The organism is Paenibacillus sp. FSL R5-0749 (assembly GCF_038595085.1).
GTDB lineage: Bacteria > Bacillota > Bacilli > Paenibacillales > Paenibacillaceae > Paenibacillus.
The window spans coordinates 2,526,694-2,541,050 of record NZ_CP152005.1; the positions used below are offsets into that span (position 1 = coordinate 2,526,694).

Here is a 14,357-nt window from a genome sequence, read left to right on the forward strand (position 1 = left end):
GTTAATATGGATTGACATTGAAACTGTACATTTCATGTTCCGGATGATGATAACGGGATTATGATGATTGTTTGGAGTAATGGAGGATATGAGGGAGGGCGTCTTGTGAATTTACCCAACCGGATTACGCTTGCACGAATTTGCTTAATCCCTTTTTTGATGGTGTTCCTGCTCGTGGATTTTCCATTTTATCCAGAGCCGTTGCAGCTTGGAAGCTTTTCGCTTCCGTATAATCAACTGATTGCTGCTGTTATTTTTATCATCGCCGCAAGCACAGATGGAATCGACGGATACCTTGCGCGGAAAAATAACATGGTTACCAATCTGGGAAAACTGCTTGATCCGCTCGCAGACAAGCTGTTGGTTACTGCAGTTTTGATCTCGCTCGTGGAGATGGGCAAGCTGGATTCTTGGATTGCAGTGGTTATTATTAGTCGTGAATTTGCAGTTACCGGCTTGCGCCAAATCGCATTGCTGGATGGTTCGGTTGTTGCTGCGAGTGCCTGGGGCAAGCTGAAGACGGTAGTGCAGATTGTGGCAATTGTGTTGTTGCTGTTGAACAATTTCCCGTTCTCATACACGGGTATTCACGTCGATATTATCGCAGTATGGGCAGCAGCGCTTATTACCATCTGGTCGGGTATCGATTACTTTATCAAAAACAAAAACCTGCTTCATTTAACAAAAGCATAATAGTTGGTTCTAAAAATGGGTAATCATGAAGGAAGCATTGGGTCAGGGGCAATAGGAAATTATCCTATTGCCCTTTGATCACTCACCACATGTACAGGAGGATGCTCAATGAAGGCAGAAATCATTGCAGTTGGCACAGAGCTACTGCTTGGACAAATCGTCAATACCAATGCCAGATACCTATCCCGTGAATTGGCTGCGATGGGGATCGATGTATATTTCCAAACAGTGGTTGGGGATAACCTGAACCGACTTAGTGAAGCTATTCGCATTGCACAGGGCCGTGCTGACGTTATTTTATTTTCCGGTGGCATCGGACCCACTCAAGATGATCTGACCAAGGATGCGCTCGCAGCTGTTCTTAACCGAAAACTGCATACGGATCGAATGGCGATGGATAAAATTGAGAGCTTTTTCAGAGATCGTAATGTGGACATGACAGAGAATAACCGACGTCAGGCTATTGTTATTGAGGGTGGGACACCTCTGGCCAATGAAACGGGTCTTGCGGCAGGAAATGCGATTTCTGATAATGATAAACATTATGTTGTGATGCCTGGACCACCCAAAGAGCTAATTCCAATGTTTGAACAGGAAGTCAAGCCTTGGCTGTTCCAGCATGTGCTTACAGAAGAAATGCCGATCTATTCCCGAATGCTCAAATTCGCAGGTATCGGTGAATCTGCTCTGGAGGATCGACTGCTGGATCTGATTGACGCGCAGACAGACCCTACAATTGCTCCTTACGCGAGCGAAGGCGAAGTTACGGTACGTGTCTCCACTAAGGCTACGAGTGAAGGAGAGGCGAAGCTGAAGCTGGATGCGATGGAGGTTCAGATTCGGGAGCGTTTGACAGAACATCTCTACGCGAACGAGGATGTGCCTATAGAGTACACAATTGTAACCATGATGTCTGACATGGGGCTGACGCTTAGCGCTGCTGAGAGCTGCACAGGAGGTCTTGTCATGCAAAGTCTGACTTCTGTACCGGGAAGTGCTTCAATGCTCAAAGGTGGAATTGTTTGTTACTCCAATGAGATTAAGGAAAAGCTGCTGAATGTGCCTCATGATTATCTGGAAGGTGAAGATGCACCTGGAGCGGTAAGTCCTGAGGTTGCAAAAGTACTTGCTGAGCAGATCCGCATGATTGGCGATGCTGATTTTGGCTTGGCTGTTACCGGTGTAGCTGGACCGGGATATTCGGAACGCAAGCCACCCGGACTTGTCTTCATCGCTCTGGCTGAACGTGGAAAAGAGACGGAAATTCATGAGCTGCGTATTAATGGTAATCGCGAGACTGTCCGCATTCGTTCAGCCAAAGCGATTCTCTATCGCCTATGGCAAAAACTTGTGGCGATGGATTGATTAGTTAATAGCTTCGATTGCATTTGAAGTTCTAAGGAAGTATAATTAAGGAAGACGGAAGAACCGCAGAATTAGGCTTTACAGCCTTGTTTACGGTTCTTTTTTCTGTTTAATGGAAAGTTTCTTTGAGGAAGAGGCGCCTCGGCCTTTACAAAAAAAACGAATGTATGTTCGAAAAAAAGCTTGGCAAACGTGTTAAAACAAGGTATCATTATCTTATAAACAGTAAAGGGTGTGAGCTTATTGTCAGACCGTCGTGCCGCGCTTGATATGGCGCTCCGTCAAATAGAGAAGCAATTTGGTAAAGGATCCATCATGAAACTGGGTGAGTCCACTCATATGAATGTGGAAATTATTCCCAGCGGTTCCTTGGCTTTGGATATTGCATTAGGAACAGGCGGCTTGCCTAAAGGCCGTATTGTTGAAATATATGGACCTGAATCTTCAGGTAAAACAACTGTCGCATTGCATGCGATTGCTGAAGTACAACGTGTTGGTGGACAAGCAGCCTTTATCGATGCTGAGCATGCTCTTGATCCTCAATATGCAAGTAAATTGGGCGTTAACATTGACGAATTGCTTCTATCTCAGCCAGATACGGGTGAGCAAGGGCTGGAAATTGCAGAAGCTCTTGTACGCAGTGGTGCAGTAGATATCGTCGTTATTGACTCTGTAGCTGCATTGGTTCCAAAAGCAGAGATTGAAGGCGAAATGGGTGATTCACACGTTGGTTTGCAAGCGCGTTTGATGTCTCAGGCGTTGCGTAAATTGTCTGGTGCAATCAGCAAATCCAAAACAATCGCAATCTTCATCAACCAGCTTCGTGAGAAAGTCGGCGTTATGTTTGGTAACCCGGAAACAACACCTGGTGGTCGTGCTCTGAAGTTTTATTCTACGGTACGTCTGGATGTACGTCGTATTGAGAGTATCAAATCAGGCAATGACATGATTGGTAACCGTACTCGTATTAAAGTTGTGAAAAACAAAGTGGCACCTCCGTTTAAACAAGCGGAAGTGGATATCATGTATGGCGAGGGTATTTCGAGAGAAGGCAGTATCATTGATATTGGTACTGAGCTGGACATCGTTAATAAAAGTGGTGCTTGGTACTCTTACGAAGGTGAGCGTTTAGGACAAGGCCGTGAGAACGCGAAGCAGTTCATGAAAGAGCATAAAGATATTGCTGAAATCATTGAACAAAAAATTCGGGTAGCTAGTAACTTGACTACCGCAGTTCCTGCGCCAACGAGTGAAGAGCAACAAAAAGAAGCAGAAGAAGAACAAGAATTGTTTGAAATCAACGAGTAATCTCTCAAAGCCTCCCTTGCTTGGGAGGCCCTGAGGGTGTTTCCCACTGGGCTCCATAAACTTATCTGATTGAGCTTGGATCAATCTGGATAAGTGGATTGTAGTGGGACTGCTCTTGCTGTCCAACAGCCCCTGTCCCAGTGGACAGGGGCTGTTGGCACGCTACTGTGTAGATAAAGGCCGGGCTGAGTTCCCGGCCTTTTGTATTAGCATTCTTTATGTGAAGATGTGCTTGACGTAGTCAGAATGAACATGATGTGAAAGGGGAGACCTGAATGGATCAACATGACGAGGATTTATATGAAGAAGCAGAACAGGATGGCCTATCCCAATTTCCGGACAACGAAGAACTTATAATTACGCGTGTAGAACGGACAAAGCACAGGCAAGCTCGTTATCGAATCTCTTTTGGCATCCACTCCATAACGGTTCTTGAAGATGTAATGATTAAATACAGGATGACTCAAGGCAATACGTTTATGAAGAAGGATCTGGAAGAAATCATTGTAGCTGACGAGCGACAGCGGACGTATACACAGTCTCTACGTTTTTTGGAGCATAAGCCGCGTACACGACATGAATTAAGTCAGAAACTTCGTCAAAAAGAGTTTGCTGCACCTTTAATTGAAGAGACGCTGGATCGACTTGAGCGCGAGAATTTGGTGGATGATGACCTATTTGCGAAGGAATGGACAAGACAGCGTATGGAGGGCAAGCGGAAGGGAAAACTGTGGATAAGGCAAGAGCTCCGTCAAAAGGGCATTGCCAATGATCTTATTGTTGAAGCGCTGGAAGGTGTCAGTGCGGATGCAGAATTTGAGACTGCATTGAGTGCCGGACGAAAAAAATGGAATCAGGTCAAAGGGGACGTCAAAGAGAAGAAAAATAAAACGCTTCCCTTCTTAATGAGACGTGGTTTTTCAATGGATATGGTGCGCCGGGTCGTGAATTGTTTAATTGAAGAAGATGAGACTGAAGACGCCGAAGATGACGAAGCGTTGTTATGGGATTAGCAGACTAGAGTCTCTATACTGCATTCTCTTGACAATTTCTTTCGTCAAATACTAAAATGGACATGAGTCTGTAAGAAATGGACAACCCTTTTTCCTTCCAAAAAAGCGGTTTCGGTTTCTTAAGATTTATACCATTCTTAATTATGGGTTCGCTGGAAACAGTGAATAGTACGTGGAAACATGTACATGTGAAATGAAAATCGGCGGGGGATCGCCGTGAGTATTCGTTATTCCCAAAAATATGTAAGGTTTGAAAACTGCAAATTGACCCAAGGAATGCCTTGGAGGAACCAACGAGGAGGTGAACAGTATGGAAATTGCAATCACGATCGCTCTCGTTGCAGCCGCGCTATTCATTGGGTTCGGAGTAGGATATTTTATTCGCAAATCTCTTGCAGAGGCTAAAATCTCTAGTGCGGAACAAGCTGCCGTACAAATCGTGGAGAACGCGAAGAAAGAGGCAGAAGCACTGAAGAAAGAAACAGTGCTGGAAGCGAAGGATGAAATCCATCGCATTCGCGCTGAAGCTGAAAAAGACACTCGTGAACGTCGGAATGAAATTCAACGACAAGAAAGACGATTGTTGCAAAAAGAAGAGTCGCTGGATAAAAAATTGGAATCACTCGAACGTAAAGAAGAGCAAGTGGCTAACAAAGAGAAACGAATTGATGAGACTCAGCAGCAGATCGAAATGATCTACAAAAACCAGGTGACAGAGTTGGAACGTATATCCAACCTCACCATGGAAGACGCACGCAGTATCATACTGTCCAACGTAGAACAGGAAGTTCGTCATGAGACGGCTCAAATGATCAAGGACATTGAACAACAAGCGAAGGAAGAAGCGGACAAAAAGTCCCGCGAGATTATTACACTCGCCATCCAACGTTGTGCGGCTGACCACGTAGCGGAAACAACGGTATCTGTTGTTACCCTGCCGAATGAAGAAATGAAAGGCCGGATTATCGGTCGTGAAGGACGTAACATCCGTGCGCTTGAAACCCTTACAGGGATTGACCTCATTATCGATGATACGCCAGAAGCTGTTATTCTGTCGGGCTTTGACCCGATTCGCCGTGAGATTGCCCGTACTGCCCTGGAGAAACTGGTGGCTGACGGACGTATTCACCCGGCACGGATTGAAGAAATGGTTGAGAAATCCCGCAAAGAAGTGGATGAGCGCATCCGTGAATACGGTGAGCAAGCTACCTTTGAAGTTGGCGTGCATGGTCTGCATCCGGATCTGATCAAAATTTTGGGCCGGTTGAAGTTCCGTACAAGTTATGGTCAGAACGTCTTGAAACATTCGATGGAAGTCGCTTATCTGGCTGGATTGATGGCTGGCGAACTCGGAGAAGACGTAACTCTGGCAAGACGTGCAGGTCTATTGCATGACATCGGTAAAGCGCTGGATCACGAAGTGGAAGGATCACACGTCGAAATTGGCGTGGAACTGGCGAAGAAATACAAAGAACATCCGGTTGTAATCAACAGTATCGCGTCCCATCACGGAGATTGCGAAGCGACTTCGGTCATTGCCATGTTGGTTGGTGCAGCAGATGCACTCTCCGCAGCAAGACCAGGCGCACGCCGCGAAACGCTGGAAACGTATATCAAACGACTGGAGAAGCTGGAAGAGATTTCGGAATCCTTCGAAGGTGTCGAGAAATCGTACGCCATTCAGGCCGGACGCGAAGTTCGTGTTATGGTACAGCCTGAGAAGATCGATGATGCTGAAGCCTTCCGTCTCGCCCGTGACATCACGAAGATGATTGAGAATGAACTCGACTATCCGGGTCACATCAAAGTCACCGTCATCCGGGAAACCCGTGCGGTTGAATACGCAAAATAGAGCAATACGGAAAAGTGGCCGCGGTAATGGGCCACTTTTCCTTTTGATAGCCTCTTAAAGTGTGTTTTCAAAAAGAGGCTAGGCTTTTTCGACTGAATTCCATATTCAATCAAAGGCTTTTTGTATAAATACAGATCATGGAACAAGAGATAGAGTCCTGCAAAGGTTCAACATTCGAAAAAGAGAACTTTGCAGGAATTGAGGAGGCAGTAATCAGTGAAAGTTTTGTTTATTGGTGACATTGTAGGCAACGTGGGACGTAAGGCATTAAAGGAAAATTTACCGTACCTGAAATCGAAGTATAAGCCACATGTGGTGATTGTGAATGGTGAAAATGCGGCAGCAGGTCGCGGCATTACCGGGGCAATTGCAAATGAGTTTTTCAACTGGGGTGTACATGGTATTACACTTGGTAATCATACTTGGGACAATAAGGATATTTTTGATTTTATAGATGATGAGCCTCGCATGATTCGTCCAGCGAACTTTCCACCAGGCACACCAGGACGAGGATACACGGTTGTCAAAGGCGAAGGGAAAGAGCTGGCGATTGTCAATCTGCAAGGAAGAACGTTCCTGCCTGCTCTGGATTGCCCGTTCCGTGTAGCTGATGAGATTGTTGATGAGCTGCGTCAGGACTATAAATGTATTCTGGTCGATATGCATGCTGAAGCGACGTCAGAGAAAATTGCCATGGGATGGCATCTGGATGGACGTGCGTCTCTCGTTGTAGGTACACATACACATGTACAGAGTAACGATGATCGGATTTTGCCTGGAGGAACGGCATACTTGACGGATGCGGGCATGGTAGGGCCGCGTGACGGCATATTGGGCATGGAGCGTGAGGCCGTGCTGCGCAAGTTCTACACCCAGCTCCCGGTACGTTTCGTTGTGGATGATGGCAAATGGCATTTCCATGGTGTGTTTGTTGAAATTGATGAAGCTACAGGTGCGGCAACACGCATCGAAAAAATTCGTCTGATGGAGGACGAGTGGCGCATGGAATAGGGGTATTGTCCCATTTTGCAGGGAAACCCGTCTAAAAAGAAGGAATTTTTTTGCCTCCCGCGAATAACATCTAGTAAGTGGAAACAAACTTTCAACATTCCCAGGGAGGTACTTACCATGGATGTATTAAAAGTTTCAGCAAAGTCCAATCCTAATTCTGTAGCCGGCGCTCTTGCAGGGGTTCTTCGTGAACGTGGAAATGCTGAACTGCAGGCAATTGGAGCGGGAGCACTGAACCAAGCCATTAAAGCGGTAGCGATAGCCCGGGGATTTGTAGCACCAAGCGGAGTTGACCTGATTTGTATTCCAGCTTTTACAGACATTGTGATCGACGGCGAGGACCGAACGGCCATTAAGCTGATTGTGGAGCCCAGATAATACATGCAGTATGCATTGAACCTGTTTACGATGGATGTAGACAGGTTTTTTTGCGTTTTCTTCGCAATAAAATATTGAGGAGGGTTTGTCCATGTCTGATTGGCGTGTAGCTGATTTTCACTGTGATGCACTGAGCAAAATTTTGATGCAGCCTGCTCTTTCTTTTGAAGATGCTCCAGAACTGGATGTGAATTTGCAACGCTTGAAAGAAGGGAAGGTAGGGTTGCAGGCGTTCGCCATCTATTTACCCGAAGTACTTGGCAGAGGCAAGTTTGAACATGTGATGGGGCAGTTGGAGATTTATCGTAGTCGTGTAGAGAGAAGTCAGGGGCGGCCCAGCGGCACACAGACGTTGTTATGGCGTGAGCAGGTGGCTCAGGTGGAGCAAACAGAGGGTCCGTGGGGATTAATCACACTGGAGGGTGTGGATGGTCTGGAGGGCAACCTGTTCTATCTGGAGTTATGTTATCAGATGGGCGTTCGAATCATTGGACTAACGTGGAATTATGCCAATTGGGCGGCTGACGGAGTCATGGAGAAGCGGGGGGCGGGTCTGACCGAGAAAGGGAAAGAACTGGTGCGCCAGTGTAATGAAATCGGAATGCTGTTGGATGTGTCGCATCTGACGGAGAAAGGGTTCTGGGAACTAGCTGACTTGAGTAAGCGTCCTTTTATCGCCTCCCACTCCAACAGCTATAGCGTATGCCCCCATGTGCGCAATCTGAAAGATGATCAGATCCAGGCCATCATTGCCCGCGAAGGGCGGATCGGACTGACGTTTGTACCCTGGTTTGTTAAACAGGAGGGGGAAGTGCTTATCGAAGACTTGCTGCCTCATATCGAGCAGATCTGTTCTCAGGGCGGACAGAACCATCTGATGATGGGGTCTGATTTTGACGGAATCTCAACGTATATTCAGAGACTTGAACACTCGGGGCATTATCCAAGACTGACGGAACTCCTGCTCAAACATTATGATGAACATTTAGTGCGCGGCTGGTTGTGGGGGAATGCGATGAGTTATCTGAGGGAACACTTGCCAGAGGGAAATCCTAAAATAAAGGGGGCTTCCGTGAAATAGTAAAGTGTTCTGTGGGACAGAATGGGTTGAATAAAGCTTGTTTTCCAAATAAAGGAGGGGAATGATGGTGAAATAAGTGTATTTCATGAATTTTCACCAGTTCGTTTTCATTTCACTCCAAAAAGGGGTATAATACCATTGGATTGTTAAGAGCCTGAGTTCAGGCCATAGATAAACAAGGAGTGAAATTTACAATGAGTAAAACAGTACCTGTGGGCGTATCTGCCCGTCACATTCATGTATCCCAAGAGCACGTTGAAATTTTGTTTGGCAAAGGTTATGAACTGACTGAATTTAAACCTCTGTCCCAGCCTGGCCAATACGCTGCTAACGAAACTGTAGCGGTCATTGGTTCGAAAGGACAGTTTGATAAAGTGCGTATCCTTGGACCTGTTCGCCCTGAAACGCAACTGGAGATCTCCATGACAGATTCATTTGCGATTGGTGTTAAAGCACCTGTTCGTGAATCTGGAAGCATTGAAGGTACACCAGGAATCACGATTAAAGGTCCTGCTGGCGAAGTAACGATCGATAAAGGTGTCATCGTAGCTGCTCGTCACATTCACTTCCATACTTCGGATGCTGCTAAATGGGGTATCGAGGACAAACAAATGCTGAAAGTTCGCCTCGGCGGAGATCGCGGTCTGGTACTGGAAAATGTACTGGCTCGTGTATCTGATTCTTTCGCACTGGACATGCATATTGATACGGATGAGGCTAACGCTGCTGGCGCTCGTAATGGCGACACTGCTGAAATCATCGATTAATACCATGGAATAGCTTCAGCAGCCTACTAGGGCAGTCTGAATAACGTATAAACCTGAGCACAGCCATTAAGGGCCGGTTAATTCCAGCCCTGTTGGCAAAGCTCAGGTTTTTCTGTTTTCTAAGTGTTCATTAGAGCATGGCATGTCTCGGATTATGCGAAGGGACGTGCGGTTTGCATGTGGAACTACAGCCCAATTCATGCTATAATTTGCTGTAATGCTCTTTTAATGTTCCCGGCAAGAAATTCACGTGGAACAGGGATGAATGAACGATTTTTTATTAATTGAGGCTGTAAGGAGTGACCGAAGGAAATGGCTAAAGACTCAAAAAAGGATTACTCCCAATATTTTGATTTCTCCGATGCCAAAGTAATTTCGCAAGATGAATTCAGCAAAAAGATAAGAATCCGGGGTCGTGAGATTAACATCAAATCGGAACCTAATCATCGTCAGGAGAAACAGCGGGGCAAGGAAGACGTCCAGGTGTTATACGAAAATGCCGTTCCCGATGAACTGAAAAACATAGGGAAAGGCAAACACTATATTGTATATACGTATGGATGTCAGATGAACGAGCATGACTCAGAGACCATCAAAGGACTTCTTGAATCAATGGGATATCAGGCTACAGAGGATCGCAAAGAAGCTGATATTATCCTGCTCAATACATGTGCCATACGAGAAAATGCGGAAGATAAAGTATTTGGTGAGCTTGGTCACCTGAAAACGCTAAAACTTGAACGTCCGGGATTGTTACTTGGCGTATGCGGGTGTATGTCCCAAGAAGAAGGCGTCGTCAACCGAATCATGCAGAAGCATGGCTTTGTGGATATGATCTTTGGTACACATAATGTGCATCGACTGCCACATCTAATCCAGGAAGCGCTGTTCAGTAAAGAAATGGTTGTTGAGGTGTGGTCTAAGGAAGGCGACATTATTGAGAACCTGCCGAAGAAACGTGAGGGTATGCGCGGCTGGGTGAACATTATGTATGGTTGCGACAAGTTCTGTACATATTGCATCGTTCCGTTTACGAGGGGCAAAGAACGCAGCCGTCGTCCTGAAGATGTCATTGCCGAAGTTAGGGATTTGGCACGACAAGGCTTTAAGGAGATCACTCTGCTTGGTCAAAATGTGAATGCGTACGGCAAGGACTTCACCGACCTGAAGTACAGCTTTGGGGACTTGATGGATGCCATTCGTCAAATTGATATTCCGCGAGTGCGGTTTACAACCAGTCACCCACGTGACTTCGATGACCATTTAATTGAAGTGCTGGCCAAGGGCGGAAATCTCGTAGAGCACATTCATCTACCAGTGCAATCTGGCAGTTCGGAAGTACTTAAACGCATGAGCCGCAAGTATAGCCGGGAACACTATCTGAAACTGGCTGACAAAATTAAGAAAGCCATCCCGAATGTTGTGTTGACAACGGATATTATTGTTGGTTTTCCGGGGGAAACGGAAGAACAGTTTGAAGATACACTTTCCCTTGTCCGTGAAGTAGGGTATGATTTTGCCTATACCTTTATTTATTCCCCACGGGAAGGTACACCGGCTGCGGTGATGGAAGACAACGTACCGATGGAAGTGAAGAAGGAACGTTTGAAGCGCTTGAACGAAACGATCAACGTATATAGCCATCGAAGCAATGAAGAACAACGTGGCAAAGTTGTTGAAGTGCTCGTTGAAGGTGAGAGCAAGCGGAATTCCGAAGTTCTGGCAGGACGTACGCGCAGCAACAAGCTGGTGCATTTTGAAGGACCCAAAGAGTTGATCGGTACTTTCGTACAAGTGGAAATCACCGATCCGATGACTTTTTATATTCGGGGCAACCTGCTCTCTGAGCCGGTAGCTGCCAATCAGTAATACACACACCAATAAGATGAATGATTTTTGCACTTAGTGGGGTTGCAGCCGAGCGTAGCGAAGGTGACGGAATCGATTCTGTAGAAGCGAAGCTAAAGGCTTTCTGAAGAAAGCCACATCGGAAGCTTATGCTACGCCTTTGTCTCCGGATTTTAACCTTGAATATGTTCAATCGAAAAATTCGGAGACAACAGCGATCAAAAGAACGATCCGACACCGCAGCGGTCACTCAGCAGTCAACTTAGCTTAGTGCAACATCCATTATTCATCTTATATCATCTCATAGAATGGAGCGATTTCAGTGGCGCAGGAAGAAGTGCAGTACAACCATTACGGAATGCCTACCTACGATACGCGCAATCTGGTCATACGCGACGACATTATGGGAAAAGCCAAAGAATTGGCTGATATGCTCGGAACGAGTGAGGAAGTTAGACAGTTCCAACAGGCTGAAACCAAAATTCGTGATCATGAGCGCATCCAGCAGTTGATCGCAACGATCAAGAAGAAACAAAAAGAGATCGTTGCTTTTGAGAGCTTCAAAAATGTGGAGATGGTCAGCAAAATTGAACAGGAAATTGAAGATCTGCAAAGCGAACTGGACAGTATTCCATTGGTTACGGAATTCCAGCAGAGCCAGAGCGACATCAACTACTTGCTTCAGTTAGTGATCTCTGTAATCCGGGATACGGTTTCCGAAAAAGTAAACGTGGAGGCTGGAACGGATTCACCTCCGACAAGTTGCGGTTAAATGACGGAAGGGTGCGGACGCTGTCCGCGCCTTTTTTGACGATTATAGAATTATAAGTTTTCAGCGGAGCTGAAGGATTCGATAATCGCAAGAAAAGCAACTGCCAAACCACGAATGTGGCATCATCGATAAGGCTTCAATCAGAAGCTTTTCTTACATTGCATAACTCTTAACGTGGAGTGGCTGTCGCCAAGTACTCGGAATATCATTCCAAGCAAAGCTCCACGTTGTGGGGTTATTTTGTGTGGCGCGCTGATTTTTTAATGTTAAAGGCACATGACATCAAGAGAGCATGATACGTACAGTGAAAAAGGAGAAATGAATAATGAGCATTTTGGACAAAATGGTAGAAGACGGGGCCGAACGATTCTGGGGATTTCTCGGATGTCGATATATTAAAGGAGATGGCAAAGAAGTACAGATCGCGTTGACAGCAGGGGAACATCATACCAACTCCATGGGGATTGTTCATGGGGGTGTATTAACTTCACTGATGGATCAGGCGATGGGGATGGTTGCAACAGCAGCAATGGAAGTAGATGGCTGTGTGACAACCAATCTGAATGTACATTTTCTCGCACCCATGAAACAAGGGGAATTAACGGTGACGGCTACAGTGTTACATCAGGCTGGACGCAGTGTTACGACTCAATCAGAGGTTCGTGATGCATCAGGCACCTTGGGATGCATGGCTACGGCTACTTTCCGTATAGCACGTCCGAGAACGTAAAGTATGAATCCCGCTGTTGACAAAAGATATTATTATGTCATAATGAAATTATCAAAATGAAAATAGTCGGTGGTGCCCATGAACGAAAACTACGAACACTTCAATTCAGAGAGCGACGAACAAGCAGCACGTGCCTATAGTTCCAAGAAATATCGTACCCCCGATGGAGTTCCTGCGGATATCGTTATGTTCACCTTGACCAAGCGGGAGCGCAAGACGGTGACCAAGACACTTCCCATTCGGGAATTGAAAGTGATGCTGATTAAGCGCAAAGGCTGGCCTTTTGCAGGTAGATGGGCATTACCCGGTGGTTTTTGTCAGGAGAATGAATCCATCTACGGTGCAGCAAAACGTGAGTTGATGGAAGAGACAGGTGTAGACGGTGGACATCTGGAGTACTTGAATGTATACAGTCAGCCGGGTCGTGACCCGAGGGGCTGGATTATATCTCACGCATTTTTCGCGCTTGTGGAGGAATGGATGCTGGATCAACGTCAAGCAGCAGATGATGCTGAGGACGTTGGATTGTTCACGATTCAGGAGGCGTTGCAAGAATTGGAACTCGCCTTTGATCACAGAACAATCATTGAAGATGCATATCGACGCATTCAACAACAGATGCTGGAGACGACGATTGCTCGTCAGTTCCTGCCACGTGATTTTACATTAAGTGAATTATATCAGGTTATTCAAAGTGTAGTACCGGATTTTGAAGAACCAAACTTCATTCGCAAGATTACGTCTACCCGCAGTCGCAAAGGTATTGTGGAAGAAGTACGGGATGAAGAGGGGAACTTGGTGAGTTCCAACCAGTACTCGCAACGTCCGGCGCAGCTATATCGTTTTACAGAACTCGTGCCACGCCTTTCCATCTACACGTAAAAAGGTGCAGATGTGTCAATTGGATTGAATCAGGATCAACCATTTCTGGGCTAAGGGAGTGTTGACGATGAAAGCACTGATTGTGATTGATTTTACGAATGATTTTGTGACAGGTTCTTTACCTGTAGGGCAGCCGGCGGTAGAGATCGAAGAGACGATTGCAGCTGTAACCGAGGCTTATTGTAATAACAAACATGAGGTAATCATGGCCGTGGACCTGCACGAAGAAAATGATCCGTATCACCCGGAGACGGTACTTTTCCCACCTCACAACATCAGAGATACAGCGGGGAGACAGTTATATGGACGTCTTGCCCAAGTGATGGAAGTACGGAAAAACGATATTCGGTGGATGGATAAGACGAGATATAGTGCATTCTGTGGAACCGATCTGGAACTCAGACTGCGTGCACGTGGAATTACGGATATTGCACTCATAGGGGTATGCACGGATATTTGCATATTGCATACCGCAGTGGACGCTTACAGTAAAGGATTTCATATTACGGTGTATGAAGATGCTGTTGCCAGCTTTAATCCGGCAGGACATGAATGGGCGCTAGGACATTTTCGTTCCAGCCTGGGTGCTTCGGTGGTTAAGGCGAGTGAGACAGTCCTTGCGTAATTTAATCGATAATTCTGTTTGGTTCTGCCTGT

General features: G+C 46.1%; 14 protein-coding genes. All 14 read left to right on the forward strand.

What is annotated here, in order from left to right; translation table 11 throughout:
• Positions 1 to 105: 105 nt before the first annotated feature.
• The 14 genes from pgsA (at position 106) to MKY85_RS11440 (ending at position 14,325) form a co-directional block, all read left to right on the forward strand.
• Positions 106 to 693 carry a CDP-diacylglycerol--glycerol-3-phosphate 3-phosphatidyltransferase gene (pgsA, locus tag MKY85_RS11375; protein WP_062833849.1) on the forward strand — a complete coding sequence of 196 codons (588 nt, stop codon included), beginning with the start codon at positions 106 to 108 and terminating at the stop codon, positions 691 to 693.
• A 108-nt stretch (positions 694 to 801) separates the two neighbouring features.
• Complete coding sequence (locus MKY85_RS11380; protein ID WP_339241671.1) at positions 802 to 2,058, forward strand: competence/damage-inducible protein A; 1,257 nt, start codon at positions 802 to 804, stop codon at positions 2,056 to 2,058.
• Positions 2,059 to 2,301: 243 nt separating this feature from the next.
• Entirely contained in the window at positions 2,302 to 3,366 is a 1,065-nt protein-coding gene (gene recA / locus MKY85_RS11385) for a recombinase RecA (RefSeq protein ID WP_062833851.1), read from the forward strand.
• Between the two features lie 275 nt (positions 3,367 to 3,641).
• The gene (locus MKY85_RS11390; protein WP_342572600.1) at positions 3,642 to 4,379 is read left to right on the forward strand and encodes a regulatory protein RecX; all 738 of its coding nucleotides are present in this window, start codon (positions 3,642 to 3,644) and stop codon (positions 4,377 to 4,379) included.
• Positions 4,380 to 4,689: 310 nt separating this feature from the next.
• Positions 4,690 to 6,231 (forward strand): ribonuclease Y, encoded by a 1,542-nt coding sequence (rny, locus tag MKY85_RS11395; RefSeq protein ID WP_036670418.1) that lies wholly within the window; start codon positions 4,690 to 4,692, stop codon positions 6,229 to 6,231.
• 216 nt (positions 6,232 to 6,447) lie between these two features.
• Positions 6,448 to 7,242: a TIGR00282 family metallophosphoesterase gene (locus MKY85_RS11400; protein ID WP_145146946.1), complete on the forward strand. Its 795-nt coding sequence runs from the start codon at positions 6,448 to 6,450 to the stop codon at positions 7,240 to 7,242.
• Between the two features lie 117 nt (positions 7,243 to 7,359).
• A complete protein-coding gene (locus tag MKY85_RS11405) occupies positions 7,360 to 7,620 on the forward strand; it encodes a stage V sporulation protein S (protein WP_007430104.1) in 261 nt (86 codons plus the stop codon).
• A gap of 91 nt (positions 7,621 to 7,711) precedes the next feature.
• A complete protein-coding gene (locus MKY85_RS11410) occupies positions 7,712 to 8,701 on the forward strand; it encodes a dipeptidase (protein ID WP_342572601.1) in 990 nt (329 codons plus the stop codon).
• Between the two features lie 194 nt (positions 8,702 to 8,895).
• The gene (locus MKY85_RS11415) at positions 8,896 to 9,468 is read left to right on the forward strand and encodes a phosphate propanoyltransferase (RefSeq protein ID WP_017689107.1); all 573 of its coding nucleotides are present in this window, start codon (positions 8,896 to 8,898) and stop codon (positions 9,466 to 9,468) included.
• 312 nt (positions 9,469 to 9,780) lie between these two features.
• Entirely contained in the window at positions 9,781 to 11,337 is a 1,557-nt protein-coding gene (gene miaB / locus MKY85_RS11420) for a tRNA (N6-isopentenyl adenosine(37)-C2)-methylthiotransferase MiaB (RefSeq protein WP_339241679.1), read from the forward strand.
• A gap of 301 nt (positions 11,338 to 11,638) precedes the next feature.
• Positions 11,639 to 12,088 (forward strand): YlbF family regulator, encoded by a 450-nt coding sequence (locus MKY85_RS11425; RefSeq protein ID WP_036609251.1) that lies wholly within the window; start codon positions 11,639 to 11,641, stop codon positions 12,086 to 12,088.
• 325 nt (positions 12,089 to 12,413) lie between these two features.
• Positions 12,414 to 12,818 (forward strand): PaaI family thioesterase, encoded by a 405-nt coding sequence (locus MKY85_RS11430; RefSeq protein WP_342572602.1) that lies wholly within the window; start codon positions 12,414 to 12,416, stop codon positions 12,816 to 12,818.
• Positions 12,819 to 12,896: 78 nt separating this feature from the next.
• A complete protein-coding gene (locus tag MKY85_RS11435; protein WP_339241682.1) occupies positions 12,897 to 13,700 on the forward strand; it encodes an NUDIX domain-containing protein in 804 nt (267 codons plus the stop codon).
• Positions 13,701 to 13,767: 67 nt separating this feature from the next.
• The gene (locus MKY85_RS11440; RefSeq protein ID WP_339260482.1) at positions 13,768 to 14,325 is read left to right on the forward strand and encodes an isochorismatase family cysteine hydrolase; all 558 of its coding nucleotides are present in this window, start codon (positions 13,768 to 13,770) and stop codon (positions 14,323 to 14,325) included.
• Positions 14,326 to 14,357: the final 32 nt, after the last annotated feature.